The following is a 24641-nucleotide window of genomic DNA, read 5'->3' on the forward strand; positions in this document are numbered from 1 at the left end:
AAAGGCTATATGCCCGTCAAAGGACAAAAAATGGCCCGTATCTACAAGACCCGTTCCTGGCACGATCAGCTTTCGCCTTCCATCGATGAGCTGGAGCTTTTGGCTCTGGAAGCTTATGCGCATCTGCCGGAAGAGTTCCGCAAGCTTACCGGCGAAATCATCATTCAATTTGCCGAGTTTCCGACCGACGAGATCATGGATGATCTGTCGCTGGAAACGCCTTTCGACCTGCTTGGTCTTTTCGAAGGGCGCGGCATTGCCGAACGCTGGAACCCGCAGACGGGCGAAGGCCCCAACCGCGTCACGCTCTACCGGCGGGCGATCATCGATTATTGGGCCGAAAACGAGGAGACGATGGGCGACATCGTCACCCATGTCCTGATCCACGAAATCGGCCACCATTTCGGCCTTTCCGACGACGATATGGAAAGGCTGGAAGAGGAAGCTGATTCCAGCAATCAGCCTTCCGCCGGCGAGCTTGGCCAGTAGTTTTCTGGATTAGTGTTCGCTGAGTTTCGTGTCGGGCGTATATTCCTTGCCTTCGACGTCCTTAACCACGGCCTGCCCGCAGCGCATCGTGTTCGTGGCGGTATCGAAAGCGTAAGTGGGCGAGCCATAAAGGTGCCAGCCCTTGTTGAGCGCTGCCGTTACTTTATGACAGAAGCTTGCATCATCGACGGCGGTCAGCAGGCGGTAGAGTTTCATACTTTATCCTTCGAAATGTTCGTTTCGCCCGCTCTGGCGAGCAGTTTTTCGGCTTGCGCGAGATGCAAGCGTTCGACCATGCGGCCATTCATCGAGATTGCACCTTTTCCAGCATTTTCGGGCAAAGCGAAAGCCGAAACGATATCATTAGCTTCGGAAATCGCTTCATTTGATGGCGAAAAGGCACGATTTGCCGGTTCTATCTGCGCCGGGTGGATGAGCGTCTTGCCATCGAAACCCATAGCCGCCGCTTCCGTGCATTCCTTGGTGAAGGCATCGATGTCGCGGAAATCATTGCTTACGCCATCGAGAATTTCGAGCCCGCCAGCGCGGGCGGCCAGAATCATTTGCATCAGCCATGGCACGAGATAGCGCCGGTCCGGCGTCGCAAGGATGCCGGTGTCTTTGACGAGATCGTTGGTCCCGGCGACGAAGCAGGCAAGCCTTGCTGCAGGGTCTCGTCCGAGTTCGGCAATAGCACCGATGTTCAGCATCGCCTTCGGCGTCTCGATCATCGCCCATAGCCTGACGCTATCTGGCGCGTCATTGTCGTCGAGCACGTCGCCCGCTTCGAGAATGTCACGCGCGGTATCGACCTTAGGAAGCAGGATGCCGTCCGGCTCGCATTCCATCGCGGCGGTCAGATCTTCCGCGCCCCATTCGCCCGAAAGTGCATTGATGCGGATGATCATTTCGCGTCCTGGCTTGCGCGCTGAAAACAGCGCCTTCAACCTGTCGCGCGCCGCCTGCTTCTCGGATGGCGCGACGGCGTCCTCCAGATCGAAAATAACGCAATCGCAGGCGAGGCTTTCCAGCTTTGCCAGCGCTTTTTCGTTGGAAGCGGGAATGTAGAGAACCGAGCGGCGCGGGCGGAAAATCTGATTGAGCATGGGCGAATTCATGCATCTCAAACAGGCGACGCGCAAGCCCTTGCGAACAGGCCGCGAAACTGGTTCCCTCTCGACGATTCGAGCTGAAAAAGGTCTGGTTCATGGCGCGTTATGATGTCGTCATCGTCGGTGGAGCGATTGTCGGAAGCGCCGTCGCCTATTATCTGCGCGAGGAAGGATTTTCAGGTTCGATCGCCGTGATCGAACGCGATCCCCAATTCTCTCAAGCCGCCACGACGCTTTCCTGCGCCTCGATCCGTCAGCAATTCTCTATCCCTGAAAATATTCGCCTTTCGCAGTTTACGCTCGGCCTTTTCCGGCGGCTCAAACAGGAATTCGGCGAAGAGGCGGATATCGGCTTTCGCGAGAAGGGCTATCTCATTCTCGCCAGCGATGACGGCCAGAGCATTCTGGAAGCCAATCACCGTGCGCAAGAGGCTGAGGGAGCCGACATTCTGTTGGAAGATGCTGAAGCGCTTGAGCGCCGCTTTTCCTGGATTTCGACGGAAGGCATAGTTGCTGGCGCCTATGGCCGTTCGGGCGAGGGCTGGTTCGACGCGCATGCACTACTTCTGCTGTTCCGCAAGGCGCTCAAGAGCAAGTCCGTCGATCTCATCTTAGGCGAGGTAGTGGCGATGGAGCGCAATGGCACCAGCGTCGATTCGGTGACTTTGGAAAGCGGCGATAAGCTCGAGGCAGGCATCGTCGTCAATGCGGCGGGGCCGAATGCCGGCAAGGTTGCGGCGATGGCAGGGCTTGTCCTTCCCGTCGAGCCGCGCAAGCGCAACGTCTTCGTGTTCGAAGCGCATGACCGCTTTACCGATATGCCTTTGATGGTCGATCCGAGCGGTGTCTATGTCCGGCCGGAAGGCAGCGTCTACATTACCGGCGGTGCCGAGCCAGAAGATACAGACGGCCCCGCTGATCCTAATGATTTCAATCCCGATTGGCCGCTTTTCGAAGAGGTGATCTGGCCGGTTCTGGCAACGCGCGTTCCCGCCTTCGAGGCGATCAAGCCGACACGCGCATGGGTCGGCCACTATGATTACAATGTGCTCGACCAGAATGCGGTGATCGGGCGGCATCCCGAGATGACGAATTTTCTGTTCGCCAACGGGTTTTCCGGCCACGGACTCCAGCAGGCTCCAGCAGTCGGCAAGGCAATTGCCGAACTGATCGTTCATGGCGGATACCGAAGCATCGATTGCTCGGCATTCGGTTATGAGCGGATTGCCGAGAATCGGCCATTTCGCGAGCTGAACGTCATTTAAGCATCGATGATTTGAGCGAAAGCGCGTTTTCCAGCGCGTGAAATTGCGCGGTATTGTCGAAAATGCACCAGCTTTCCGCGTTTGCCGCTTTCATGTTTCCGGCGATGGTTTCAATGCGGTCGGGCTCGTAATTCGAATGATAGATGCGCGGCGAGCCGTGCATTCGAAAATATGCGAGGCCATTCCAGCCGCCCGGTGATGTGGCGTCAGGAACGGGCGGCGGGTCTGCGGCGACGCGCGAGATTTTAGCATCTTTGAGCATTGCAGTCGGCTTCGGCCCGAACCAGCTTGCGTGACGCGGCTCTAGAGCAATCGGCGTATCACTTCTCGATCTCAGCTCATCGAAAAACTTTGATGCAATTTCCGGTTCGAAACGCAGGCTAGGCGGAAGCTGGACCAGAAGTACGCCGAGCTTTTCTCCAAGGCCATTTGCTTCGGACAGAAATTTCTCCAGAAGCGCTTCGCATTCCTTCAAACGATGCTCATGCGTAATGGCTTTCGGGATTTTCACCGAAAAACGGAATATTTCAGGAACAGACCGAGCCCATTTTTCGTAAGTTTCGCGCCGATGCGGTCGGTAAAAGCTGGAGTTGATTTCGACCGCGTTCAGTTGGCGCGCATAGCGTTCGATATGCGCGCCATCGCCCGGAAATGCATCTGCATGGTGCGATGCTATGCTCCAGCCTGCCGTGCCGATATAAATGCGATCCATGCCTTGCATCTGGCAGTAAACCGGCGAACGTCAAGCCGTTGACGTTTAGCATCGCAATCCCTATCTGAGCCGGGTCAGGGCGGGAAGCCCCTGCCGCTCGCGGCCAAAAGCCATGGTGAAGCTTCCCTCTAAAATTCGTTTCCCCTGTCATAGCGACGGCCGAAACGGCAATGCGGGCTCCCGTTCTTTTATGCGCCGTTTGTGAAAGCAAGGAGCGAAACGATGACCAGCATTCAGTCATCCGACCACAAAACACATGCCCGCAGGCTGCGCGATGCGCTGGCTGCCGAAGGGCTAACCATATCGCACGCCAAAGCGCTCGAACTCGTCGCCCGCCAGAATGGTGCGCGCGACTGGAACACACTTGCCGCGCGTCCTGTCGAAAAGAACGAGCCTGCGATCGGCGCGCCCTTTTCGGTAGGCGAAAACGTAGCCGGAACCTTCAACGGCAATCCGGCGCAAGGCCGCGTCATCGGCCTGTCGGAAACGATCAAGCCCGATCTCTGGCGCGTCACCGTCGCGTTCAACCCGCCGGTCGATGTGGTGACCTCGAAGCTGTTTTCCTCGCCGCGGAAGCGCGTGGAAATGGTGGTGGGCGCCGATGGAAAGTCGCGCCGCCTGACTGGCACCGAAACCGGCGTCATGGCTTTGCAAAGAGCCTGATCGGCTTCAAGTGCTGTTTTTACGATCACATTAAGGGGCAGCAGCAATGCTGCCCCTTTGATTTGCCGGCCAGCTTGTGTAAAGCGTTTCAGAGAAATCCTTAGGTCGAACCCACGGACTGATTGCGATGGAAAAATTCACGAAGCTGACTGGCGTTGCCGCGCCCATGCCGATTATCAATGTCGATACGGACATGATCATTCCGAAGGATTATCTGAAGACGATCAAGCGCACGGGTCTACGTGCGGGACTTTTCGCGGAAATGCGCCTCAATGATGATGGCAGCGAAAATCCTGATTTCGTGCTGAACAAGCCGGCTTATCGCAACGCTCAGATTCTTGTGGCGGGTGATAATTTCGGTTGCGGATCGTCGCGCGAGCATGCGCCATGGGCGCTTCTCGATTTCGGCATTCGCTGCGTGATTTCGACCAGCTTCGCCGATATTTTCTACAATAACTGTTTCAAGAACGGCATTCTGCCGATCGTCGTCAGTCAGGAAAACCTCGACAAGCTAATGGATGACGCCTCGCGCGGTGCCAATGCGACCGTGACCGTCGATCTCGAAGCGCTGGAAATTCGTGGCCCCGACGGCGGCGTCGTCAAGTTCGACGTCGATGCGTTCAAGCGTCATTGCCTGCTCAACGGTCTGGACGATATCGGCCTGACCATGGAAAAGGCATCGTCGATCAGCGCCTTCGAAAAGAAGAACGCCGAAAGCCGTCCCTGGGCTTAATCCTCTAAGCGTATTTTTTCGCAATTCCGGACGGAAAACCGCACACACTTTTCCTGGAGTTGCTTTGGCGGGCTGACAGCGGCCCGCCCATCGTGGCACACTCCGATCAATCGAACGCGCCGTAAAGGCGCGCATCTTGACGGAGGCTTCCATGAAAACCGCCCTGTTTCTAGCCGCGTTCTTGGCTAGTGCCAGTATTGCGTTCGCGCAGGATGAAAAGCCGCAATCCATCCCTTTTGAGGGTGGAAATTTCACTGTCACGCAGAATGAGGATTTCGAGAAAATCCTCACCTTCGACGGTAAGGAACTAGCGCGTAATTATGTCGTCTATTACGATCGCACGGTCGAGCTCGGCGATGTGAAAGTGGCGCTTTTCGCTGTCGGAGATGGCGGCAATGCCTGTGGTCCCGCACAACTCATGGTCTGGAAAGACGACGGCGGCGAAATCCAGACCGAGAGCGTCGGCGAGGATGATTGCGGCGCGCCGCCTCCTGCGGTCACACAAGACACGATCTTCTTCGTTCCTTATCTGATGCCGGGCGATGAAGCGCCGGTCAGAAGCTGGTCACCGTCCGAGGGTTTGAAGATTTCAGGCAATCTGGTTTTCACCACGCAGCCTGGAACAGGATGGGCGGATCTCGATCCGAAAAAGCTCGGACACATCATGGAAATTTTCACCAATGAGGATGTCTACAATGTCTCAAAAACGCTGCTCGGCGATGCGCTGGGCGATGTCACGACAGGGCTGATCGTCGGCAGCGAGCCAGAGACGCTTGCTTCCGGCGTGATTTATGCGAGAGGCTGCGTTCCGCATGCTTGCGGAAGTTCCGATGCTTTTATGGCCGTCGATGCGGCCAACAAGAAGCTCTATTTCGCGCAGCAGGGCGACAAGCCGGTGCCTGCCGCATGGCCAGCGCTTGACGAATGGCCAGCCGATATTCACGAAGCGATGACACAGGCGCTCGCGCCGCAGCAATAGGTTCATCCATGCGCAAACTGATTTCCACGGGCTCGCCCTTCGAGAAGACGGCCGGATATTCGCGCGCGGTCGTGCAGGGCGACTGGTGCTTTGTTTCCGGCACGACCGGCTATGATTATGCGACCATGATCATGCCGGAAACGGTCGAAGAACAGACAAGCAATTGCCTGAAAACCATCGAAAAGGCGCTCAAGGAGGGCGGGTTCTCGATGGAAGATGTGATGCGCGCGAATTATTACATCACGGATTCCGCCTTCGTTGACCTCGTATTCCCGATTCTCGGACAGGCATTCGGCGAAATTAGACCGGCAGCCACGATGATCGTCTGCGGCCTCAACAAGCCTGAAATGAAGATCGAGATCGAAGTCACGGCATTGAAACGCCCATAAGCTTTTTGGACGCTGCGTAAGCTCTTGCAAGGCGACCTTTCGCGGTTTAGCAAGGCGCCAGTTCATCGCAGTCAGAAAGGCTTTTCCATGGCATCCCGCAAGCTTCTTCTTCTTCCCGGCGACGGCATCGGCCCAGAGGCCATGGCCGAAGTGCGAAAGCTCATTTCCGCGATGAACGAGACGCTCGGCACCGACTTCGTAACCGAGGAAGGTCTTGTCGGCGGTTGCGCCTACGACGCGCATGGTCAGGCGATTTCCGATGCGGACATGGAAAAGGCGCTTGCGGCCGACGCCGTGCTGTTCGGTGCGGTCGGCGGCCCGAAATGGGATAGCGTGCCTTACGAGGTTCGCCCGGAAGCCGGTCTTCTGCGTCTGCGCAAGGACATGGAGCTTTTCGCAAATCTGCGTCCTGCTATCTGCTATCCGGCACTGGCCGAATCCTCCTCGCTCAAGCCTGAGGTGGTCGAGGGTCTCGACATCCTCATCATTCGCGAACTGACCGGCGGTGTCTATTTCGGCGAGCCTAAGGAAATCATCGATCTCGGCAACGGCCAGAAGCGCGGCATCGATACGCAGGTTTATGACACGTTCGAGATCGAGCGCATTTCAGGTGTCGCTTTCGAACTCGCGCGCACGCGCCAGAACCGCGTCACTTCGATGGAAAAGCGCAATGTCATGAAGTCCGGCGTGTTGTGGAACGAGGTCGTGACGGCCACGCACAAGGCGAAATATTCCGATGTGAAGCTCGACCATATGCTGGCCGATGCGGGCGGTATGCAGCTTGTGCGCTGGCCCAAGCAGTTCGACGTGATCGTCACCGACAATCTATTCGGCGATATGTTGTCGGATGTCGCGGCTATGCTGACCGGCTCGCTCGGTATGCTGCCGTCTGCCTCGCTTGGTGCACCGGATGCGCTGACGGCTAAGCGCAAGGCGCTTTACGAGCCGGTTCATGGCTCGGCGCCCGACATTGCAGGGCAGGGCATCGCAAACCCGATCGCCATGATAGCGTCTTTCGCCATGTGTCTGCGTTATTCGTTCGAAATGGTGACGGAAGCCGATCGTCTGGAAGCAGCGATTGCCGCTGTCCTCGACGACGGTCTGCGTACCAAGGACATCATGTCCGAAGGCAAGACCGAAGTCGGCACCGTCGCTATGGGCGATGCCATCATCGCGAAGTTCAAGGCGCTTTCTGCCTGATCTTCTCAACCATCAACGTGGCTGTTTTTTTTGAGCATGTCTTTATCCCGAAACCGGTTCCCACTTTCGGGAGACATGCTTTATCCAGCCACGTTGACTCTTTTTCGAAACCGGCTACAAGCACCCGCGAACGGGATTTTTCGAGCATGCGCGGCCTTTTGATGGCGCTTTTTGCATTCGACTTCCCCGGCCACAGCGCCGGGAGTTTCGACGCGTCCATCCGTTCCCGCACAGCCACGTCCAAAACCAAGGCCAAAACGACCACCAAAACGGTGTGATTTCCCTTGGCCTGCTCGCTCTCTCCCTGGGCCTGGTCCGGGGGATAAGACCCCCACCGGCCGTGGGTCTTGTCATGAAACGAGCGGAGAGGGACTGGAGAAAACATAATGGGTTTCAAGATTGCGATAGTCGGCGCCACAGGCAATGTGGGCCGGGAAATGCTGAATATTCTGGAAGAGCGCGGCTTTCCGGCAGAAGAGATCGTGGCGCTAGCTTCGCGCCGCAGCCAGGGCACCGAAGTCTCCTATGGCGACCGCACGCTGAAGGTAAAGGACCTCGCCCAATACGACTTTTCGGACACCGATATCTGCCTGATGTCGGCTGGCGGCAATATTTCCAAGGAATGGTCGCCGAAGATCGGCAAGCAGGGTTGCGTCGTCATCGATAATTCGTCGGCATTCCGCTACGATCAGGACGTGCCGCTGATCGTGCCTGAGGTAAATCCGGATGCAATCGATCTGTTCACGCGCAAGAATATCATCGCCAATCCGAACTGCTCGACCGCGCAGCTTGTCGTGGCGCTGAAGCCGCTGCATGACAAGGCGCAGATCAAGCGCGTCGTCGTCTCCACCTACCAGTCGGTTTCCGGCGCGGGCAAGGAAGGCATGGACGAGCTTTTCACGCAGACGCGCGCCGTTTTCGTCGCCGATCCGGTGGAAGCCAAGAAGTTCACCAAGCGTATCGCCTTCAACGTCATTCCCCACATCGACGTCTTCATGGAAGACGGCTCCACCAAGGAAGAGTGGAAAGTGATGGCCGAAACGAAGAAGATGCTCGACCCGAAGATCAAGGTCACCTGCACCGCCGTACGCGTGCCTGTCTTCATCGGCCATTCGGAAGCCGTGAACATCGAGTTCGAAAACCCGATCACCGCGGACGAGGCACGCGAGATCCTGCGCGAAGCGCCGGGCTGCCTCGTCATCGACAAGCATGAGGATGGCGGTTACGTCACGCCGCTCGACTGTGCCGGTGAGGATGCAACCTATATTTCGCGCATCCGCGAAGACCAGACGCTGGAGAATGGCCTCAACATCTGGGTCGTGTCCGACAATCTGCGCAAGGGCGCTGCCCTGAATGCAGTGCAGATCGCAGAGCTTCTGATTGCGCGCGGCCTGATTTCGCCAAAGAAAAAGGCTGCGTAAGCAGCCTTTTAAATTCAACAAAAAACCCGCCGGATGCTTGAGCGTCCGGCGGGTTTTTTTGTTTTATGCGACAGTGGTTATTCTGCCGGAGCTTCTTCGGCTGGAGCTGCAGCGGCAGCCGCTGCGGCGTCTTTTGCCTTCTGGAGAATAGCGGCGCGTTCCTGCGCCTTCTTGCCCGGCTCAGCCTTGGTTGGGTTGCTGCGTGCTTCGCGCTTGGAGATGCCAGCGGCATCGAGGAAGCGAGCGACGCGGTCGGTCGGCAGCGCGCCGTTGCTCAGCCAATGGTTGATGCGCTCTTCGTTCAGCTTCACGCGTTCCGCATCCTTGGGAAGGGTCGGGTTCCATGCGCCGACTGCTTCGATGAAGCGGCCGTCGCGCGGCGAGCGAACGTCAGCGATGACGATGTGGTAGTAAGGGCGTTTCTTGGAGCCGGCGCGAGCCAGGCGAATTTTCAGTGCCATAGTCTTTCTCCTAAAAGTTCTGTTTTCGAGGTCTCTGGTTTGTCATTCACCGCTGGATGCGGTGGAATTCGATTTGCCCGCCTTCGCGGCGTGCAGGTCGGTCACGACACCGCCGGATGCGGCGATGGCTTCGTGATGGCGGATGACTTCGCGCACGATGAAATTGAGAAATTTCTCGGCGAAGTCGGGATCTAGTTGGGCGTCGTTGGCCAATCGGCGAAGGCGCGCGATCTGCGCCTGCTCGCGCGAAGGATCAGCCGGTGGCAGGCCATGGTTCGCCTTTAGAACGCCGACTGCCTTCGTGCAGCGGAAGCGTTCGGCCAGCATGTGGATTAGCGCTGCGTCGATGTTGTCGATCGAGGCGCGATATTCGGCAAGCTGCTTTTTAGGATCGATGTCGCTCATGCCGCTCACTTCTTCTTGCCCATGTTGCCGGGAAAGCCGCCGCCCAGACCGGGCAGCTTCATGCCGCCGGGCAAGCCCGGCAATCCGCCGCCGCCAAGGCCCGGAAGGCCACCGGGCAGACCCTTGCCGCTGAGGCCAGCGGCCTGCGCCTGCTTCTGCAACGCTTCGAGCTGCTTGGGGTCCATCTTGGAGAGGTCGGGCATTCCACCCGGCATACCGCCTGCAAGTCCGCCGAGACCCATCTTCTGGGCCATGCCGCCCATGAGGCCGCGCATCATGCCGCCGCCCTTGCCCTTGCCGCCCATGGCTTTCATCATGTCGGCCATCTGACGATGCATTTTCAGGAGCTTGTTGATGTCGGCGGCATCCGTGCCGGAACCGGCAGCGATGCGCTTCTTGCGGCTGTGCTTGAGAAGGTCAGGATTGGCGCGCTCTTTTTTGGTCATGGAAGAGATGATCGCAAGCTGACGGCCGAACAGTCGGTCGTCGAGACCGGCTGCCGACATCTGATCCTTCATCTTGCCCATGCCGGGCATCATTCCCATGATGCCGCCCATGCCACCCATTTTCTGCATCTGCTGCAATTGGCCGGCAAGATCGTTCAGGTCGAACTTGCCCGACTGCATCTTCTTGGCCATCGCAGCCGCCTGTTCGGCGTCGATGGTTTCGGCAGCGCGTTCGACAAGGCTGACAATGTCGCCCATGCCCAGAATACGGTCGGCGATGCGCTTGGGGTGGAATTCCTCAAGCGCGTCCATCTTTTCGCCGGTGCCGATCAGCTTGACCGGCTTGCCGGTGACGGCGCGCATCGAGAGAGCGGCACCGCCGCGCCCATCGCCATCCATGCGGGTAAGCACGATGCCGGTTATGCCGACGCGTTCGTCGAAATTGCGGGCGAGGTTCACCGCGTCCTGGCCGGTCAGCGAATCGGCGACAAGCAGGATTTCATGCGGTGTCGAAACGCGCTTGATCTCGGCCATTTCGGCCATCAGCGGTTCGTCGATATGGGTACGACCAGCAGTGTCGAGGATGACGACGTCATGGCCGCCGAGCTTTGCGGCCTGCACGGCGCGCTTGGCGATATCGACCGGCGTCTGGCCTGCGATGATCGGAAGCGTGGCGACGCCCGTCTGCTCACCCAACTGGCGCAATTGTTCCTGTGCTGCGGGGCGTCGCGTGTCGAGCGAGGCCATCAGGATCTTCTTGCCCTGCTTTTCGGTCAGGCGCTTGGCGATCTTGGCCGAGGTCGTCGTCTTGCCCGAACCCTGAAGGCCGACCATCATGACGACAACGGGCGCGACCGCATTGAGGTCGATCGTCTGGCTTTCGGCGCCGAGCATTTCGACGAGCTCGTCATGGACGATCTTGACGACCATCTGGCCGGGCTTGATCGATTTGAGGACGCCGGCGCCAATAGCCTTTTCACGTACACGGTCGGTGAACGAGCGCACCGTGTCGAGCGCCACGTCGGCCTCGATCAGCGCACGGCGCACTTCGCGCAGCGCAGCCGTCACGTCGCTTTCGGAAAGCGCGCCGCGGCCGGTAAGGCCGTTCAGGATCGAACCAAGACGGTCCTGTAAGCTCTCAAACATCCAAATTCCTCTTCCCGGATCTTCTTGCGATGACCGAGAGGTAATACGCCTGCCCGCCAAGTCCAAGGAAAGATCGTCAACCCAAGCAATGCACAAAGCCAAAAAGCACCCGGGGGCGCATTGCGCTGCCGGGTGTTGGCCTCCAGGATCGTTTTATACCGTTAGGGTCCTGGTCGGCTGCTCGGAGTTCTTTACTCGTCGCGGAATTGGGTCGCTGTAGACAGGAAAAGGCCGCAAGAGTCAAGCGTGGCTTGGTTTTGAGCCCAAAAGTAAAGGGCGCCGGCAATGCCGACGCCCTTTTTTGCTTGCCCTTTTACTCAATACAAGGGGTTCGCAATGTCGCTGTTAGCGCTGATTGCCAGCACCGCGAAGCGTGGTCGAAAGCGCGTTGTAGCCAAGCGGATTGCTGGAAGCATCCGTCTGAGCGTTCTGAGCGCGGGTGCTGATCGAAGCGGTCGTGCCGTAATCGACGCCACCGATCGAAGCCGAGCCTGCAGTGCCCATCGACAGGTTCTGCGAAGGCTGGGTAGGAGCAGGCGCGTCGCCGTAGATATACTGCGAGGAAACGACCTGAGCCATGGAAGCGCCCGTGGTAAGAGCGATAGCAGCGGCGGCGATGATGAGCTTTTTCATAATAATTCTCCTTGGGTTTTGATTTGGCCGTTAGTGGCCGAATTTGAAATGAGTGATGTGAAGCTTAGTTGGCGCCCGCTCCGCGCAAAGTCTTGGAAAGCGGGTTGTAGCTAAGCGGGTTGTCCTGATTGGTCTGCGTTGCGCTCACGGCGAGGGGATTGTGCACCGAAGCCGTGGAACGGTAATCGAACGATCCGCTCGTTACCTTCTGGGAAGCTACTGGCTGCTGGCTCTGGGAAGGAGCGTCGCCATAGACATAACGTGAAGAAATGCCATCTGCGAACGCAGCGCTCGAAGTCAATGCAATCGTAGCAACAGCAAGAATTACCTTGTTCATTTTACTCTCCTATTGTCCGAAACGTAGAATTTATGAAATTAGTTTCGAACGTATCTTTCAACATTAAAACAAATCTGGTCCGTCTTATTTAATGGAGCTTCTTGGAGGATTTGATTGTCCCGTTGGAAGGCATTCTAAAGCGTCCGGATAACTGTCTACTTTAACATCGGGGTAACGTGTGATGCCCGGTGATAGTTTCACAGATAGGAACGATTTTTCGGTTTCTCAATTCAACAGACCGAGACGGACTGTTCACATTGACTCACGAAATCGTGCATCCGGCTAAGGGTTGTACCGGGGGTTGAAAATACCTATCGCATCAGCCCGAAAGCCGGATCGGTTGAGGAAAGCACGAGCCAGCAGAGTCAAAGCGTTAGAGTGCGGCCTTGGCTTGCCTGCCGATGAGGTCGTGGATGAAACGCAGCTTGCCCGATGTCATCTCCGAAATGACGAAGGGGTAAAGGTCGGGAAGGCCCATGCATCGGTTGATGCAATTGGTTGCCTCCGACAGGATCAGCCAGCGCGCCAGTATTTCGTCGAAAGTGAATGTCCGGGGATCGTCTCTCTGTATCAAGGTCCTTGAACGATCATCCGTCACGGTCGCGCTTTCGGGAATGTCGAGCTTGCCAAGCGGCAAATCGAGCGCATCGACCATTTCGAGCGTATCCGTGATGTGCAGATAATGCGCCCAGCTTTCCGCCCAATCCTCCCACGGATGGCTGGTCGCGTAAGGCGTGATGTGGCTCGTCTGCCAATCGACCGGCGCGCCTTGGGTATAATAGGTCTGTAGCGCCTGTTCATAATCGGTGCGTTCGTCGCCGAATTCCGTGCGATAGGAATCGAGTTCGGCCGGATTGTCGCGAATCAGCAGGTCCCAATAATAATGGCCGAGCTCATGCCGGAAATGGCCAAGCAGCGTGCGATAGGTTTCGCCCATCTGCATGCGCCGCTGTTCGCGTTCGGCCGGATTGGCTTCTGCGACGTTCAGCGTGATCAGGCCGTTGTCGTGGCCGGTCAGCACATGCTCGCCGCTGACGCTGACGCCGATCGGATCTGCCAGAAAGTCGAAGGCCAAGCCGCCTTCGTCCTGATCGTCGCGTTTTGGGCGCACGGGTAGCTTCAAAGCGAGGAGCGAATAGACAGCGCGTTTCTTGGCGCGTTCGACATCCGCCCAGCGGTCACGATTTCCGTCGACAGAAAGATCGGGAATGATCTTGTTGAGCGAGCAGGCAAGACAGAATGTCGATTTTTGCTCGGCGCGCCAATTGCATCCGCACGCGGCAGCATTCGTGCATAGAAAGACGTTTTCCGTATCCGACAGGACGAAACTGCTCTCGACGGGCTCGTAGACGACGAAGTTGCCGCATTTCAGGCATTGGGCATTTTCGAAATACAGGCGGTTGCTGCAATGCGGGCAATCGAAGAGCTTCATGAAGTTGGTCTCACTGGCGGGGCTGGACGAACAACGGCAGCTTGCCGCATTCGTTCCGGTTCTTCAGCCAGCAATGACAATCGCGTGATCCACGGTTTTTTTACCGTTCACGCCTTGTTACACATGGGCTGGCGTACTTTCCACAAACTGGTGTAAATGGACCCTTAACCATAAACGTTCATTGCTAGTTCGAGATGCCCATCTCGGGCTCGATTCAGGCAACCAGGAGAAAAGAATGGCAGTATTTGCCAGGAAAAGCACCTTTGCAGCCGTGGCTGTTGCCATTCTCGGCTTCACAGGTGGAAATGCATATGCAGCGACTTGCGGAAACACATCCGCCGGATTCGAGAACTGGAAACAGGAATTCGGTCGTGAGGCTGCGGGTCGCGGCATTAGCAATCGCGCTTTGAGCGCGCTCGCGGGCACGAAATACGCATCCAAGACAATTTCCGCCGACCGCAACCAGCACAGCTTCAAGCTGTCGCTCAACCAATTCATGCAGAAGCGCGGTGCAAAGACCATCGCTTCCAAGGGCAAGGCCCTGAAGAAGCAGAATGCCAAGCTTTTCGCATCGATCGAGCAGCGCTATGGCGTTCCTGCAGGTCCATTGATCGCGATCTGGGGCATGGAAACCGGCTTCGGCGGCTTCATGGGCAACCAGAACACGCTGTCGGCTGTTGCGACGCTTGCTTATGATTGCCGTCGCTCGGCATTCTTCACCGAGCAGCTCTACGCGGCGCTCAAGCTCGTTGAAAACGGTACGATCAGCGCAAACACGATCGGCGCGGCGCATGGCGAAATCGGCCAGACGCAGTTCCTGCCGGCCAACGTCCTGAAATATGGTGCCGATGGCGATGGAAATGGCCGCATCGACATGATCAAGTCACGTGCGGATGCGCTTGCCTCGACTGCCAACTTCCTGCGTGGCCATGGCTGGCGCGCCGGTGCAGGCTATCAGCCCGGCCAGGCGAATTTCGGCGCTCTTCAGGGCTGGAACGCGGCCAGCGTCTATCAGCAGGCAATCGCGATCATCGGCGCTGAAATCGACGGCAACTGATCGAAACTGATATTCAGAGACTTAAAAAAAAACCCGGCGTTTCCGCCGGGTTTTTTGTTTGATCAGGAGTTTCTCTCGCGAGCAGCCAGCGTTCGCAGGCGAAGCGCATTGAGGCGGATGAAGCCCGCCGCGTCCTTCTGGTCGTAGGCGCCGCGATCGTCCTCGAAAGTCACTAGCGCGTCGGAATAAAGCGATTTCGGCGATTTGCGGCCTGTCACGATGACGTTGCCCTTGTAGAGCTTGAGCCGGACAGTGCCTTCCACGTCGTGCTGGCTCTTGTCGATCAAGGCCTGCAGCATCTCGCGCTCCGGCGAATACCAGAAGCCATTGTAGATGAGTTCCGCATAGCGCGGCATCAACTCGTCCTTGAGGTGAGCTGCACCCCGGTCAAGCGTGATGCTCTCGATGGCGCGGTGCGCGGCAAGCAGGATCGTACCGCCCGGCGTTTCATAGACGCCGCGCGACTTCATGCCGACGAAGCGGTTTTCCACGAGGTCCAGACGGCCGATGCCATTGTCGCGGCCAAGATCGTTGAGCGCGGCCAGAAGCGTTGCGGGCGACAAGGCCTTGCCGTCGAGTGCGACAGGATCGCCGTTTTTGAATTCAAGTGTGATTTCGGTGACGACGTCGGGCGCGTCCATCGGCGAGACGGAACGCTGATGCACATATTCCGGCGGCTCGTTCCACGGATCTTCCAGAACCTTGCCTTCGGAGGACGAGTGCAGAAGGTTGGCATCTACCGAGAAGGGAGCCTCGCCCTGCTTGTCCTTAGGAACCGGGATCTGATGGTCGCGGGCGAAGTTCAGAAGATCGGTACGCGACTTGAAGGTCCAGTCACGCCAAGGTGCGATGACCTTGATGTCCGGATTGAGCGCATAGGCTGAAAGTTCGAAGCGAACCTGATCGTTGCCCTTGCCGGTCGCGCCATGCGCGATGGCGTCCGCGCCGGTTTCGCGTGCGATATCGACCAGATGTTTCGAGATCAGCGGACGTGCGATGGACGTGCCGAGCAGATAGGTGCCTTCATAGACAGCATTGGCGCGGAACATCGGGAAAACGAAGTCGCTGACGAATTCCTCGCGAACATCCATGACGCGGATGTCCTTGATGCCCATAAGCTCGGCTTTTTGCCGCGCGGGTTCGAGTTCGCCGCCCTGGCCGAGATCGGCGGTGAAGGTCACGACCTCTGCACCGAGTTCCGTCTGCAGCCATTTCAGGATGATGGATGTGTCGAGACCGCCCGAATAGGCGAGCACGACTTTCTTGACGTCTTTCAACTTGGACATTCTTTCCCCGAATGTTGGTGCGGCCCTGCCGCGCGTCATGTTTCGGGCGTGACTTTTAGCAGGAATGCCGTGGCGGGCAAGGCCGCAGGCGATATGGCTTCTGCGCCAATGAGGCGGATTGAAGAAATTTTTAATCATTCTCACCAAAGCTTCCGGTCATGAGAAAAATGTTGAACAGCCTTGTGCTGCCCTTGGCGTTGCTGATCGCGACCGCCGGTTCTGCCTGGTCGGCGGAGCGCTGGCAGGAAGCCGCGGACGGTGCCGTCGCTATTTTGCCCGCACCGATCAAGTCGGAAGGCATAATTGGCGGATCGCTGGTCTGCGCCGGGCAGCAATGGAGCTTCCGGTTTCGAACGGAACCTGCAAGCGTTCTGCGCGGTGCGCATGGCCCGGCCCGGCTGACCGTTGGAAAACAGAGCTTTTCCGGTGAAATTATCGAGCAGGAGGGTGCGCTCGATCTCGCCGTTCCGCGCGATATTCTTGAACCGCTGAAGCAGGCGTCGGCTCTCGTTCTCGAGGCGGGCGAAAAGAGCAGCATCGCTTCTGCCAGCTTCTCGCTGAATGGTTCGCGCGTGGCGATAGAGACGATTACGCCGCGATGCAGCCCGATCGACATGAAACCTTATCAGTCGATTGTCTTGGGCAGCGATAGTGATGCAGCCAATGAGGTGCGCTTGTTGCTTACCGACGAGGCAAAGCTTTTCCGGGAGGCGACGGAGCGCGAGCCAAATATCACTGCGGCAAAATTGCAGGCGGATGGCGGCAGGCTGCTTCTGTTCGCCTCGATTTGCGGCTCGACCCGCTATTACGGCGAATCCGGGTGCAATCTGACCGGTTATGTCTCGCAGGGCGATGATTGGAAGGAAGTCTACAACAGCGAGGGCATGCACCTTTACAGCGATCCTCGCCACATGAATGGCGGAATGCCCAACCTCGTCACGGTCGAACTGGTTGACGGCATGGAAGCGATGCACTGGATCTGGAACGGCGAGGCTTACGAGCTTGGCGAACAGATGGTCGATGCCGATCACGACAGGGATCGGGACAAGGTGTTGCAATAGAGTTGGGCCATAGAACTGGCCCACCGGAACCCTGATTTCGATCCGTAGCGCGGATCGCGGCATTAATGTATAGCTTCGCCGGTTCCAGCGAGAGCTTTTGCGATGTCTTTCATTCCCGAAACGTCCATCCTGATCCAGTTCGCGATTGCGACATTCATCCTGTCGGTAACGCCCGGTCCTGACATGACGCTGTTCGTCGGTCGCGCTTTGTCCGAGGGACGCGCGGCGGGTTTTGCCTGCATGTTCGGCGCAATGTCCGGCATCGTGATTCACACAGCACTTGTCGCGCTGGGGTTGTCGGCGCTGATCGTCGCGTCGCCGCAGGCCTTTCTGGCGCTCAAGATCGTCGGCGCAGGTTATCTCGTCTGGCTGGCCTTTCAGGCGCTTCGCCATGGGTCGGCATTCTCTCCCGAAAAAAATGGTGGCAAGAAACACACGCTGTTCCAGAACTGGTTGACCGGACTTGGCATCAATTTGCTCAATCCCAAGATCATCCTGTTCTTCATGACCTTCCTGCCGCAATTTGTGTCGGCAAACGATCCGCATGCACCGGGAAAACTGTTCTTTCTCGGCGTCTGCTTCATTCCGCTGGCCTTTCCTGTGACCGCGCCGATGGTGATTGCGGCAGACAAGTTCGCGGGGCTTCTCAAGAAGAACCCGACGGTCACGCGTGTCGTTGATTATCTGTTCGCAGGGGTGTTTTCGGCGTTTGCGCTCAAAATATTGACCGCGCAGGCAAAGTAATGCCTATCGATCTTTGATGCGCTTGGCGGGCGCGCCGACATAGACGCCGAAAGGCTCTGTCGATTTCGTGACGACGGAGCCGGCGCCTATCACACAGCCTTTTGCAATGCGAACGCCGTCAAGCACTGTCGAATGGGTGCCGATCCAGACATCGTCCTCGATCACAACGCCTTTGCGGGTGAGCCCTTGCGTACGAATTGGCGCATTACGGTCTTCAAAAACGTGGTTGGAAGTGACGATGGCGCAGTGTGAGGCGATTCTCACATGATTTCCGATAGTGAGCGTGCCTTGCCCATCAAGCGTCGTGAATGGGTTGATCGAGACATAATCGCCAAGTGTTATGCTGCCGCCGCCAGCGCGGAAAAAAACGTGGTCATAGATGCTGCAATTGTTTCCGATGACGATCTTGCCGGTTTTTCCTGATTTTATGCTGACGCTGCTTTTTATACGTGTGCCGGTGCCGACTTTGTAATTGTTGCGCCATGCGCGATAGGCATTCGCCTTGTCTTTTATGCGCGCGCTTAGTCTTTTGCGAAACGTCAAAGTCACAGTCCTTACCTGCGTTCCGCTCTGTTGCGCCATTCGCCGGCAAAGCGGCCAGCGACCAGCCAATAGGCGATGCCGCCGCAAATTCCGCTGCCGATCAATGTCATCGCGAAGCGTGGATCGTCTAGCATGGTTCCGTGGTGGCCGGTTTGCCATGCAGCACCGATAAAGGCGATTGCCGAGATGGAACCTGCGATCGCGTAGAAAAGCCAGTCGCGCTGGCCGGTCACTTCGGCAATGCCAATGGCGATTACGGCAGGCACAAAGCCGAAATAGCCGATGAAAAGCGCCAGAAACGGGATCGAAAACACGAAACTATGCGCGACAATCGGAAATTCATCGGCATTCAGGTTAAGAATTCCAAGCGCCATGACATTTAGAAATGCGCTGGCCGCGAGGGCGGCTGCGATATAGCCGAAAACAAGTGCTGCAAATCGTCCGATATAGACCATGAGGTGGCTCAAGCTTCGCCGTGGCCCGCGATCATCATGGCTTCGAGCGCGAGGCGCTCGGTTTTCTTCATCCTTTCGGATTCGGATTTGAGCTGACCGCAGGCCGCCAGAATGTCGCGCCCGCGCGGTGTGCGGATCGGCGAGGCATAACCGGCATTGTTGATGTAATCGGCGAATTTCTCGATCGTTTCCCAATCAGAACACTGGTAGTTCGTGCCCGGCCAAGGGTTGAACGGAATGAGATTGATCTTTGCCGGAACGCCCTTGAGCAGCTTGATGAGCGCCTTGGCGTCTTCGATCGAATCGTTGACGTCTTTCAGCATCACATATTCAAAGGTGATGCGGCGCGCATTCGATACGCCGGGATAGTTGCGGCAGGCGTCGACCAGATCTTTCAGCGGATACTTCTTGTTGATTGGCACGAGCATGTCGCGCAGATCGTCATTCGTCGCATGCAGCGAAATCGCCAGCATCACGCCGATCTCATCGCCGGTGCGGAAGATTTCGGGCACGACGCCAGAGGTCGACAGCGTGATGCGGCGCTTGGAAAGCGAAAGACCGTCGCCATCCGAGGCAATCAGCAGCGCCTTCTTGACTGCTTCGAAATTGTAGAGCGGTTCGCCCATGCCCATCATGACGATGTTGGAAATTTTGCGCCCTTCGGCCGGAACGATCGCGCCGCTTGGTGTATCGCGGTCCGGGAAGTCGCCCAGCCGGTCGCGCGCGGTCATTAACTGCGTCAGGATTTCCTCGGCAGTCAGATTGCGTACCAGCTTTTGCGTGCCGGTATGGCAAAAGGAGCATGTGAGCGTGCAGCCGACCTGGCTGGAAATGCACAGCGTGCCGCGGCCTTCCTCGGGAATGTAGACGGTTTCGATCTCCACGGGACGCCCCGCACCGCGCGGCGGAAAGCGGAACAGCCATTTGCGGGTGCCATCGGAGGAAATCTGTTCCTCGACGATTTCGGGGCGTGCAATCGAAAAATGCTTGTCCAGTTCGACTCGCAAATCCTTCGAGATGTTGAACATCTCGGAGAAGTCGGAAACGCCGCGCACGTAAAGCCAATGCCATAGCTGCTGCGAGCGCATCTTCGCCTGACGCTCAGGGACGACGCCGGACGCAACCAGCGCTTCGGCAAGCTCACTGCGGGTGAGGCCGATCAGCGGCGGTTTTTCGGATACGGCAGTGCGTACGCGGATTGCGTCGCGCGCGCCGGCATCTTTGAGGTCAAGCGAAAGGGTCATGGTCGCGATATAGGTTCAGTCTGGAGGAAATTGAATGCGCACATATCACGCAATGCGCCTTACGTCACGTCTGCACGGAAAATGACAAAGGCCGGGACAACGCCCGGCCTTTTCGTAGATCGTCGATCCAAATTTCTTATTTGCAGTTCTGAATGGAGCTCAGAGCCGCCGTGATGCCCTTCAGCGAGAAGGTGTAGTTGGTCGGATTGCCACGGCCGGACCGTGCAGCGACCTTCATGTCGGCACCGCTGCGCATGGCTGCAATCAGATTGGGCTCTTCGGCGGCATTCTCGACCCACGCTGATTTTCCGCGTGTGAACAGGGTGAAGTTTCTGTCTCCGACAGTGACCGTAACCTTCGAATCGGCCTGGAAATCGTAAGAGGCGATGAATTGCGGCTCGTAAGAAACTGCCTGGCCTGGGCGCTGGCTGACGAAGAAGAAGATGTCGCCGTGGTTCAGCGAAGGCGGCTGTTTGTCGGTCGGAACCGTCAGCACATAGCAGACCTTACCGGTGTTGACCTGGTAGGAATATGTGCCCCAGGCATTGTGCTGGCCGATCTTGGTCGCGGACTGGGCGAGCGCAGGCACCGCCCCGGCTACCAGGATCAGGCTCGAAACTATCGCTATCAATCCGCGCATTGTCTTTTCCGTATCCCTGTTCGCATGAAAGCAGGGCGAGCGTTCTGAGCGCCGGCCCTTCAGTTCATTTTGATTTAATCTGGGTTACCAAAGGGTGAAGACCCCCTGAAAAGGTTCATTTTCGCCATATGGCAACCCCGTAATGAGAACACCGTCCGGTGTTTGTCCCTTCCTGCTGTTCAAGACGTGAAAAACGGCAAGAGTTTGACTTTTCATTTCAAGCTGTAATTGGCAGATGATGAAGCTGCTTGCAAAGCCTGTATTGCCGATGAGCCATCGGCTGCGTAATTTGCCGCATTCCATGGAGGATTTTTGTCTGCGGGAAGAACTATGACCGAGATTTCGTCTGGCGATCAGGCCCGTCTGGCGGAGCTCGTGGCGAAAAATCGCGACAGAATTGCCTTTACGCGGCTGTTCGATCATTTCGCGCCGCGCATCAATGGCTATCTCCAGCGTCTCGGCATGAACGCCGAGGCTGCCGAAGATCTGACGCAGGACGTGATGACGGTGCTCTGGCACAAGGCAGAGCTTTTCGATCCGGCGAAATCCTCTCTCTCCACATGGCTTTTCCGCGTGGCGCGCAATCGTCGCATCGACGCGGCAAGGCGCGACAGTTCACGGAAATTGGACCCCGAGGACCCGTTTCTGTGGCCAGAACCGTTGGAGCCTGCCGACAGCCAGATGGATGCGCGCCAACGCGACGAGCGCGTGCGAGCCGCGTTGAAAGATATACCGGAGGAGCAGCGTTCGCTGCTACGCGACGCCTATTATCTCGGCCTGACCCAAAGCCAAATCGCCGAGCAGACGAAACTGCCGCTCGGCACGGTGAAATCGCGAATCAGGCTGGCCTTTGCGCGATTACGGCTGGCTTTGGACGCTGATGGACTGAAGGATTAGCTTTCGTCGGCTAGCGCTTCACGCGCCGCAGCCTTGTGCGCGGGTGTGATGTGATTGCGCACAGCGGCAATTGCCGCACTCAAAACCGCAATATCATCAGTGAAGCCAAGGCCGAAAATAACGTCGGGAATGGCATCGGCGGGCATGACGAAATAGGCAAGTGCGGCGATCAGGATGCCTTTCGCGCGCAACGGCGTCTGGCTGTCCATAGCGCAATAATAGGCCGCGACAACGTCGTCCATGAACGGCACATGGCGTGCCGCACGCTTGGCCGTGCGCCAGAAGCGCGCGCGAACGTGCTGCTCGTCGCGATCGGTTTTCCCGATGCCGAAGGCAGAAAAATCAAAGTCGGCGAATTTCACCATACCCACGCTCCTATAACCCAGCTCCTTGTAACGGAAATGTGGGGACGGAAAACGCACTTCGCAAGATGCGACGCTCAGGCAGCAAACCGATCGATTTTTGCGGCCAGTTTGAAGTCGAGTTCGGTCAGGCCCCCGGCGTCATGCGTGGTCAGGCGAATATCGACGGTTTTATAGACGTTGGACCATTCGGGATGATGATCCATCTTTTCCGCAGCAAGCGCCACGCGTGACATGAAACCGAAGGCTTCGCTGAAATCCTTGAAGGTGAAGGTGCGCTCGATGGCGTTGCCGTCCTCATTCAGGCTCCAGCCGGAAGCGGCTTCAAGGGCCTTCCCCAGGGCCTCTTTGGAAAGTTTATCGCGTGCCATTTGTTTCTTCCAATCTGCCTCTGCCGGTCAGCGAAGGCCGACCCCAACATCCTGGCTTTCGTCCTGCAAGCCCGCCCATCGCGGCTCGCCACCCGATAGAGGCCAGGCTTCCTCGACGATGTAAGGGCCGCCGCCGACCGAATCGCGCGACGACATCAGGACGAAACGTCCGACCTTGAAAGGCGTTGCCGCGAAATTGCCGCGTGCCGACAAATAATGCGCGACATCGATCGGGCTCGTGTTGCGCAGCCGCGCCAGCGTCACATGCGGCATGAATTTTCGAGGGTCTGCAGGCAGTCCAAGCCGCTGGCAAATGCGGTCGATTTCGGCCTGAAGCGCGTTGAGCTCGGGCGTTGGCGTCACGCCTGCCCAGACCGCATGCGGCTTTTTCGAGCCGAAAGCGCCGACGCCTGAAAGTTTCAGCGAGAAGGATGGTCGCCGCACCCTGTCGAGCGCATTGGCGATCTCGTCAGCAACATGGCCTTCGATGTCACCGAAAAAGCGGAGGGTGAGATGGTAGTTCTCGACGTCTATCCAGCGTGCACCGGGGAGGCCGCCGCGCAGCAACGACAATGACATTGCCGCGTCACGCGTAATTTCGAGGGCGGTGAAAAGTCGCGGCATTGCCAGGCTCCCTTCATCGAATCGAAATCGGTAGTCCAAGCGAATCATTCTTCTGGGTTCGGAGCAAGTGGATTATTCGCCACATGATTTACGTTGCGGAATGTGCCTTCGGATCACGAAGGCTTGGCATTCGCATCGACGATTTTCTCGAAATCGGGCAGGAAGCGCTCGACCATTCGATCCACTCCCTCGGCATTGGGATGCATTCCATCCTCAAGCAAAAGGCTCTGATCTGCCGCCACCCCATCGAGAAAGAACGGATAGAGCGGGATGTCGTATTTGGTCGCCAGTTGCGGGAAAATCTCGTTGAAGCGGTTGCCATAATCCGCTCCCAGATTCGGAGCAGCCTGCATTCCGGCCAGATAGACCATGATGCCGCGATCTTTCAGTTTGCCGATCATCGTGTCGAGGTTTTTCTCGGTGATGCCCGGCGATATGCCGCGCAGCATGTCGTTCGCGCCGAGTTCGAGAATGACGAGATCGGTTCCATCGGGCACCGACCAGTCGAGACGCGAAAGTCCGGCACTGGTCGTATCACCGGAAACACCGGCATTCGAGATCACGACATCGTGACCTTTGTTTCGTAGCGCTGCCTCCAATTTTTCTGGAAAGCTCTCGCCAGAATTCAAATTGTAACCGGCCATCAGGCTGTCGCCGAAGCCAACGATCTTGAAAGGCTCTGCAACACTCTGAGAAGACGCAGCCAAAAGCCCGATAAATGCGGCAAAGAGCGCCGCTGCAATGTGTTTGAAAGCCATTACACCTATCCCATATGACGGGTACGCCGCCCGTCCTCAAAAACAGCATATAGGAAAGTTTTTACGTGACAGCACCCGTCATCGAGTTGAACAACGTGTCGCTTACTCTGGGGCAGGGGGCTTCTTCCGTCCACGTCCTGAAGGGCATCAGCCTCGAAGTGACGGGAGGCGAAGCGACCGGTATCGTTGGTCCATCCGGTTCTGGAAAATCAACTTTGCTGATGGTTCTGGCCGGTTTGGAAAAGGTGGATTCCGGCACGGTAAAGATCGCGGGCGAAACGCTGAACGGCAAAAGCGAAGACACGATCGCAGCCTTCCGCGGACGCAATATCGGCATCGTCTTCCAGTCATTCCATCTCATTCCGAACATGACCGCGTTGGAAAACGTTGCCGTGCCGCTCGAACTTGCCGGCCATGCGGATGCTTTCGAGATTGCGGCGCGTGAACTGGCTTCTGTTGGCCTCAGCGAGCGCGTTACCCATTATCCGGGCGAGCTTTCAGGCGGTGAACAGCAGCGCGTGGCGATTGCACGCGCGCTGGCACCCGATCCGCGCATTCTGATTGCCGACGAACCGACCGGCAATCTCGACCAGGCGACCGGGCGGCAGATTGCCGATCTGCTGTTCGCCAAGGCGGCAGAGCGCGGCATGACGCTCGTTCTGGTCACGCATGATCCATCTTTGGCGGCGCGCTGCACACGGCAGATTGCGATGCGTTCGGGCCGGATCGAAAACGAGCCGGCCGTTAGCCCAGCGCTTGCCGTTTCCGCCTGAGGA

33 protein-coding genes are annotated in these 24641 nt (G+C 57.5%); 14 read left to right on the forward strand and 19 right to left on the reverse strand.

The genetic code is table 11. From position 1 onward, the window contains the following. The first annotated feature begins 30 nt into the window (after positions 1 to 30). On the forward strand, positions 31 to 489 hold the full coding sequence (locus ABFT80_RS01975) for a metallopeptidase family protein (RefSeq protein WP_347970171.1): 459 nt from the start codon (positions 31 to 33) through the stop codon (positions 487 to 489). A gap of 9 nt (positions 490 to 498) precedes the next feature. On the opposite strand, the gene ABFT80_RS01980 is transcribed toward ABFT80_RS01975, so the two are convergent. Then, complete coding sequence (locus tag ABFT80_RS01980; protein WP_347970172.1) at positions 499 to 705, reverse strand: DUF1737 domain-containing protein; 207 nt, start codon at positions 703 to 705, stop codon at positions 499 to 501. Beyond that, entirely contained in the window at positions 702 to 1595 is an 894-nt protein-coding gene (locus ABFT80_RS01985) for an HpcH/HpaI aldolase/citrate lyase family protein (protein WP_347970173.1), read from the reverse strand. The genes ABFT80_RS01980 and ABFT80_RS01985 overlap by 4 nt, the downstream gene beginning before the upstream one ends. Here ABFT80_RS01985 and ABFT80_RS01990 point away from each other — a divergent pair. Both ABFT80_RS01990 and ABFT80_RS01995 read left to right on the forward strand, forming a co-directional pair. Further along, positions 1588 to 1710 (forward strand): hypothetical protein, encoded by a 123-nt coding sequence (locus ABFT80_RS01990; protein WP_347970174.1) that lies wholly within the window; start codon positions 1588 to 1590, stop codon positions 1708 to 1710. The genes ABFT80_RS01985 and ABFT80_RS01990 overlap by 8 nt on opposite strands. Beyond that, positions 1697 to 2866 (forward strand): NAD(P)/FAD-dependent oxidoreductase, encoded by a 1170-nt coding sequence (locus ABFT80_RS01995; protein WP_347970175.1) that lies wholly within the window; start codon positions 1697 to 1699, stop codon positions 2864 to 2866. The genes ABFT80_RS01990 and ABFT80_RS01995 overlap by 14 nt, the downstream gene beginning before the upstream one ends. Here the strand turns inward: ABFT80_RS01995 and ABFT80_RS02000 are convergent. Next, positions 2859 to 3578 carry a DUF72 domain-containing protein gene (locus ABFT80_RS02000; RefSeq protein ID WP_347970176.1) on the reverse strand — a complete coding sequence of 240 codons (720 nt, stop codon included), beginning with the start codon at positions 3576 to 3578 and terminating at the stop codon, positions 2859 to 2861. The genes ABFT80_RS01995 and ABFT80_RS02000 overlap by 8 nt on opposite strands. Positions 3579 to 3800: 222 nt before the next feature. On the opposite strand from ABFT80_RS02000, the gene ABFT80_RS02005 reads away from it, so the two are divergent. The 5 genes from ABFT80_RS02005 to leuB all read left to right on the forward strand — a co-directional run bounded on the left by ABFT80_RS02005 (position 3801) and on the right by leuB (position 7542). Beyond that, positions 3801 to 4241, forward strand: a complete 441-nt coding sequence (locus tag ABFT80_RS02005; protein WP_347970177.1) for a glyoxalase superfamily protein — start codon at positions 3801 to 3803, stop codon at positions 4239 to 4241. Positions 4242 to 4368: 127 nt separating this feature from the next. Continuing rightward, the gene (leuD, locus tag ABFT80_RS02010) at positions 4369 to 4974 is read left to right on the forward strand and encodes a 3-isopropylmalate dehydratase small subunit (RefSeq protein WP_347970178.1); all 606 of its coding nucleotides are present in this window, start codon (positions 4369 to 4371) and stop codon (positions 4972 to 4974) included. Between the two features lie 151 nt (positions 4975 to 5125). Continuing rightward, a complete protein-coding gene (locus ABFT80_RS02015) occupies positions 5126 to 5953 on the forward strand; it encodes a DUF1292 domain-containing protein (protein WP_347970179.1) in 828 nt (275 codons plus the stop codon). Positions 5954 to 5961: 8 nt separating this feature from the next. Continuing rightward, positions 5962 to 6342: a RidA family protein gene (locus tag ABFT80_RS02020; protein WP_347970180.1), complete on the forward strand. Its 381-nt coding sequence runs from the start codon at positions 5962 to 5964 to the stop codon at positions 6340 to 6342. A gap of 87 nt (positions 6343 to 6429) precedes the next feature. Continuing rightward, a complete protein-coding gene (gene leuB / locus ABFT80_RS02025; RefSeq protein ID WP_347970181.1) occupies positions 6430 to 7542 on the forward strand; it encodes a 3-isopropylmalate dehydrogenase in 1113 nt (370 codons plus the stop codon). Here leuB and ABFT80_RS02030 read toward each other — a convergent pair. Further along, complete coding sequence (locus ABFT80_RS02030; RefSeq protein ID WP_347970182.1) at positions 7523 to 7927, reverse strand: hypothetical protein; 405 nt, start codon at positions 7925 to 7927, stop codon at positions 7523 to 7525. The two genes, leuB and ABFT80_RS02030, sit on opposite strands and share 20 nt — an antisense overlap. 1 nt (position 7928) lies before the next feature. Between ABFT80_RS02030 and ABFT80_RS02035 the strand changes: the two genes are divergently transcribed. Next, the gene (locus ABFT80_RS02035) at positions 7929 to 8963 is read left to right on the forward strand and encodes an aspartate-semialdehyde dehydrogenase (RefSeq protein ID WP_347970183.1); all 1035 of its coding nucleotides are present in this window, start codon (positions 7929 to 7931) and stop codon (positions 8961 to 8963) included. 77 nt (positions 8964 to 9040) lie between these two features. On the opposite strand, the gene rpsP is transcribed toward ABFT80_RS02035, so the two are convergent. The 6 genes from rpsP to ABFT80_RS02065 all read right to left on the reverse strand — a co-directional run bounded on the left by rpsP (position 9041) and on the right by ABFT80_RS02065 (position 13823). Next, positions 9041 to 9424 (reverse strand): 30S ribosomal protein S16, encoded by a 384-nt coding sequence (rpsP, locus tag ABFT80_RS02040; protein ID WP_347970184.1) that lies wholly within the window; start codon positions 9422 to 9424, stop codon positions 9041 to 9043. A gap of 42 nt (positions 9425 to 9466) precedes the next feature. After that, positions 9467 to 9829, reverse strand: a complete 363-nt coding sequence (locus ABFT80_RS02045) for a chorismate mutase (protein WP_347970185.1) — start codon at positions 9827 to 9829, stop codon at positions 9467 to 9469. Between the two features lie 5 nt (positions 9830 to 9834). Next, the gene (ffh, locus tag ABFT80_RS02050) at positions 9835 to 11421 is read right to left on the reverse strand and encodes a signal recognition particle protein (RefSeq protein WP_347970186.1); all 1587 of its coding nucleotides are present in this window, start codon (positions 11419 to 11421) and stop codon (positions 9835 to 9837) included. Between the two features lie 345 nt (positions 11422 to 11766). Beyond that, on the reverse strand, positions 11767 to 12054 hold the full coding sequence (locus ABFT80_RS02055; RefSeq protein ID WP_347970187.1) for a hypothetical protein: 288 nt from the start codon (positions 12052 to 12054) through the stop codon (positions 11767 to 11769). Between the two features lie 64 nt (positions 12055 to 12118). After that, positions 12119 to 12391 (reverse strand): hypothetical protein, encoded by a 273-nt coding sequence (locus ABFT80_RS02060; RefSeq protein WP_347970188.1) that lies wholly within the window; start codon positions 12389 to 12391, stop codon positions 12119 to 12121. Positions 12392 to 12764: 373 nt separating this feature from the next. Beyond that, positions 12765 to 13823 (reverse strand): zinc-binding metallopeptidase family protein, encoded by a 1059-nt coding sequence (locus ABFT80_RS02065; RefSeq protein ID WP_347970189.1) that lies wholly within the window; start codon positions 13821 to 13823, stop codon positions 12765 to 12767. 235 nt (positions 13824 to 14058) lie between these two features. Here ABFT80_RS02065 and ABFT80_RS02070 point away from each other — a divergent pair, with 235 nt between their 5' ends. Continuing rightward, the gene (locus ABFT80_RS02070; RefSeq protein ID WP_347970190.1) at positions 14059 to 14880 is read left to right on the forward strand and encodes a lytic murein transglycosylase; all 822 of its coding nucleotides are present in this window, start codon (positions 14059 to 14061) and stop codon (positions 14878 to 14880) included. Positions 14881 to 14942: 62 nt separating this feature from the next. Here ABFT80_RS02070 and ABFT80_RS02075 read toward each other — a convergent pair whose 3' ends face one another. Continuing rightward, on the reverse strand, positions 14943 to 16166 hold the full coding sequence (locus ABFT80_RS02075; RefSeq protein ID WP_347970191.1) for an argininosuccinate synthase: 1224 nt from the start codon (positions 16164 to 16166) through the stop codon (positions 14943 to 14945). Between the two features lie 167 nt (positions 16167 to 16333). On the opposite strand from ABFT80_RS02075, the gene ABFT80_RS02080 reads away from it, so the two are divergent. Further along, positions 16334 to 17227 (forward strand): hypothetical protein, encoded by an 894-nt coding sequence (locus ABFT80_RS02080; RefSeq protein WP_347970192.1) that lies wholly within the window; start codon positions 16334 to 16336, stop codon positions 17225 to 17227. 102 nt (positions 17228 to 17329) lie between these two features. Further along, entirely contained in the window at positions 17330 to 17971 is a 642-nt protein-coding gene (locus ABFT80_RS02085) for a LysE family translocator (RefSeq protein ID WP_347970193.1), read from the forward strand. Positions 17972 to 17974: 3 nt separating this feature from the next. On the opposite strand, the gene ABFT80_RS02090 is transcribed toward ABFT80_RS02085, so the two are convergent. The 4 genes from ABFT80_RS02090 to ABFT80_RS02105 form a co-directional block, all read right to left on the reverse strand. After that, a complete protein-coding gene (locus tag ABFT80_RS02090) occupies positions 17975 to 18520 on the reverse strand; it encodes an acyltransferase (protein ID WP_347970194.1) in 546 nt (181 codons plus the stop codon). Between the two features lie 5 nt (positions 18521 to 18525). Then, positions 18526 to 18969 (reverse strand): hypothetical protein, encoded by a 444-nt coding sequence (locus ABFT80_RS02095; RefSeq protein WP_347970195.1) that lies wholly within the window; start codon positions 18967 to 18969, stop codon positions 18526 to 18528. A gap of 8 nt (positions 18970 to 18977) precedes the next feature. Further along, positions 18978 to 20213 carry a 23S rRNA (adenine(2503)-C(2))-methyltransferase RlmN gene (rlmN, locus tag ABFT80_RS02100; RefSeq protein ID WP_347970196.1) on the reverse strand — a complete coding sequence of 412 codons (1236 nt, stop codon included), beginning with the start codon at positions 20211 to 20213 and terminating at the stop codon, positions 18978 to 18980. A gap of 136 nt (positions 20214 to 20349) precedes the next feature. Further along, complete coding sequence (locus tag ABFT80_RS02105; protein ID WP_347970197.1) at positions 20350 to 20853, reverse strand: invasion associated locus B family protein; 504 nt, start codon at positions 20851 to 20853, stop codon at positions 20350 to 20352. 330 nt (positions 20854 to 21183) lie between these two features. Between ABFT80_RS02105 and ABFT80_RS02110 the strand changes: the two genes are divergently transcribed. Beyond that, positions 21184 to 21750, forward strand: coding sequence for a sigma-70 family RNA polymerase sigma factor (locus tag ABFT80_RS02110; RefSeq protein WP_347970198.1), 567 nt, complete (start codon positions 21184 to 21186; stop codon positions 21748 to 21750). On the opposite strand, the gene ABFT80_RS02115 is transcribed toward ABFT80_RS02110, so the two are convergent. From ABFT80_RS02115 to ABFT80_RS02130, 4 genes are all read right to left on the reverse strand, one after another. Continuing rightward, the gene (locus tag ABFT80_RS02115; protein ID WP_347970199.1) at positions 21747 to 22115 is read right to left on the reverse strand and encodes a YkvA family protein; all 369 of its coding nucleotides are present in this window, start codon (positions 22113 to 22115) and stop codon (positions 21747 to 21749) included. The genes ABFT80_RS02110 and ABFT80_RS02115 overlap by 4 nt on opposite strands. A gap of 74 nt (positions 22116 to 22189) precedes the next feature. Continuing rightward, entirely contained in the window at positions 22190 to 22483 is a 294-nt protein-coding gene (locus tag ABFT80_RS02120) for a 4a-hydroxytetrahydrobiopterin dehydratase (protein WP_347970200.1), read from the reverse strand. A 27-nt stretch (positions 22484 to 22510) separates the two neighbouring features. Further along, positions 22511 to 23107, reverse strand: coding sequence for an RNA 2',3'-cyclic phosphodiesterase (thpR, locus tag ABFT80_RS02125; RefSeq protein WP_347970201.1), 597 nt, complete (start codon positions 23105 to 23107; stop codon positions 22511 to 22513). Between the two features lie 113 nt (positions 23108 to 23220). Then, positions 23221 to 23865, reverse strand: coding sequence for an arylesterase (locus ABFT80_RS02130; RefSeq protein ID WP_347970202.1), 645 nt, complete (start codon positions 23863 to 23865; stop codon positions 23221 to 23223). 65 nt (positions 23866 to 23930) lie between these two features. Between ABFT80_RS02130 and ABFT80_RS02135 the strand changes: the two genes are divergently transcribed. Further along, entirely contained in the window at positions 23931 to 24638 is a 708-nt protein-coding gene (locus ABFT80_RS02135; RefSeq protein ID WP_347970203.1) for an ABC transporter ATP-binding protein, read from the forward strand. Positions 24639 to 24641: the final 3 nt, after the last annotated feature.

This window comes from Foliimonas ilicis, from assembly GCF_039939195.1.
Classification (GTDB): Bacteria; Pseudomonadota; Alphaproteobacteria; order Rhizobiales; family Rhizobiaceae; genus Foliimonas; species Foliimonas ilicis.

Bases quoted from the DNA above. Each gene is read 5' to 3' on its own strand.
- ABFT80_RS01975 (WP_347970171.1), top strand. From the start codon at position 31: ATGGCCCGTATCTACAAGACCCGTTCCTGGCACGATCAGCTTTCGCCT.
- ABFT80_RS02115 (WP_347970199.1), bottom strand. From the start codon at position 22,115: ATGGTGAAATTCGCCGACTTTGATTTTTCTGCCTTCGGCATCGGGAAA.
- ABFT80_RS02085 (WP_347970193.1), top strand. From the start codon at position 17,330: ATGTCTTTCATTCCCGAAACGTCCATCCTGATCCAGTTCGCGATTGCG.
- ABFT80_RS02055 (WP_347970187.1), bottom strand. From the start codon at position 12,054: ATGAAAAAGCTCATCATCGCCGCCGCTGCTATCGCTCTTACCACGGGC.
- ABFT80_RS02120 (WP_347970200.1), bottom strand. From the start codon at position 22,483: ATGGCACGCGATAAACTTTCCAAAGAGGCCCTGGGGAAGGCCCTTGAA.
- ABFT80_RS02060 (WP_347970188.1), bottom strand. From the start codon at position 12,391: ATGAACAAGGTAATTCTTGCTGTTGCTACGATTGCATTGACTTCGAGC.
- ABFT80_RS01995 (WP_347970175.1), top strand. From the start codon at position 1,697: ATGGCGCGTTATGATGTCGTCATCGTCGGTGGAGCGATTGTCGGAAGC.
- ABFT80_RS02065 (WP_347970189.1), bottom strand. From the start codon at position 13,823: ATGAAGCTCTTCGATTGCCCGCATTGCAGCAACCGCCTGTATTTCGAA.
- ABFT80_RS02000 (WP_347970176.1), bottom strand. From the start codon at position 3,578: ATGGATCGCATTTATATCGGCACGGCAGGCTGGAGCATAGCATCGCAC.
- rlmN (WP_347970196.1), bottom strand. From the start codon at position 20,213: ATGACCCTTTCGCTTGACCTCAAAGATGCCGGCGCGCGCGACGCAATC.
- ABFT80_RS02110 (WP_347970198.1), top strand. From the start codon at position 21,184: ATGACCGAGATTTCGTCTGGCGATCAGGCCCGTCTGGCGGAGCTCGTG.
- ABFT80_RS02005 (WP_347970177.1), top strand. From the start codon at position 3,801: ATGACCAGCATTCAGTCATCCGACCACAAAACACATGCCCGCAGGCTG.
- rpsP (WP_347970184.1), bottom strand. From the start codon at position 9,424: ATGGCACTGAAAATTCGCCTGGCTCGCGCCGGCTCCAAGAAACGCCCT.
- ffh (WP_347970186.1), bottom strand. From the start codon at position 11,421: ATGTTTGAGAGCTTACAGGACCGTCTTGGTTCGATCCTGAACGGCCTT.
- leuB (WP_347970181.1), top strand. From the start codon at position 6,430: ATGGCATCCCGCAAGCTTCTTCTTCTTCCCGGCGACGGCATCGGCCCA.
- ABFT80_RS02015 (WP_347970179.1), top strand. From the start codon at position 5,126: ATGAAAACCGCCCTGTTTCTAGCCGCGTTCTTGGCTAGTGCCAGTATT.
- ABFT80_RS02045 (WP_347970185.1), bottom strand. From the start codon at position 9,829: ATGAGCGACATCGATCCTAAAAAGCAGCTTGCCGAATATCGCGCCTCG.
- ABFT80_RS02020 (WP_347970180.1), top strand. From the start codon at position 5,962: ATGCGCAAACTGATTTCCACGGGCTCGCCCTTCGAGAAGACGGCCGGA.
- ABFT80_RS02030 (WP_347970182.1), bottom strand. From the start codon at position 7,927: ATGTTTTCTCCAGTCCCTCTCCGCTCGTTTCATGACAAGACCCACGGC.
- ABFT80_RS01985 (WP_347970173.1), bottom strand. From the start codon at position 1,595: ATGCTCAATCAGATTTTCCGCCCGCGCCGCTCGGTTCTCTACATTCCC.
- ABFT80_RS02075 (WP_347970191.1), bottom strand. From the start codon at position 16,166: ATGTCCAAGTTGAAAGACGTCAAGAAAGTCGTGCTCGCCTATTCGGGC.
- ABFT80_RS01980 (WP_347970172.1), bottom strand. From the start codon at position 705: ATGAAACTCTACCGCCTGCTGACCGCCGTCGATGATGCAAGCTTCTGT.
- ABFT80_RS02035 (WP_347970183.1), top strand. From the start codon at position 7,929: ATGGGTTTCAAGATTGCGATAGTCGGCGCCACAGGCAATGTGGGCCGG.
- leuD (WP_347970178.1), top strand. From the start codon at position 4,369: ATGGAAAAATTCACGAAGCTGACTGGCGTTGCCGCGCCCATGCCGATT.
- ABFT80_RS02080 (WP_347970192.1), top strand. From the start codon at position 16,334: ATGTTGAACAGCCTTGTGCTGCCCTTGGCGTTGCTGATCGCGACCGCC.
- ABFT80_RS02070 (WP_347970190.1), top strand. From the start codon at position 14,059: ATGGCAGTATTTGCCAGGAAAAGCACCTTTGCAGCCGTGGCTGTTGCC.
- thpR (WP_347970201.1), bottom strand. From the start codon at position 23,107: ATGCCGCGACTTTTCACCGCCCTCGAAATTACGCGTGACGCGGCAATG.
- ABFT80_RS02095 (WP_347970195.1), bottom strand. From the start codon at position 18,969: ATGGTCTATATCGGACGATTTGCAGCACTTGTTTTCGGCTATATCGCA.
- ABFT80_RS02130 (WP_347970202.1), bottom strand. From the start codon at position 23,865: ATGGCTTTCAAACACATTGCAGCGGCGCTCTTTGCCGCATTTATCGGG.
- ABFT80_RS02105 (WP_347970197.1), bottom strand. From the start codon at position 20,853: ATGCGCGGATTGATAGCGATAGTTTCGAGCCTGATCCTGGTAGCCGGG.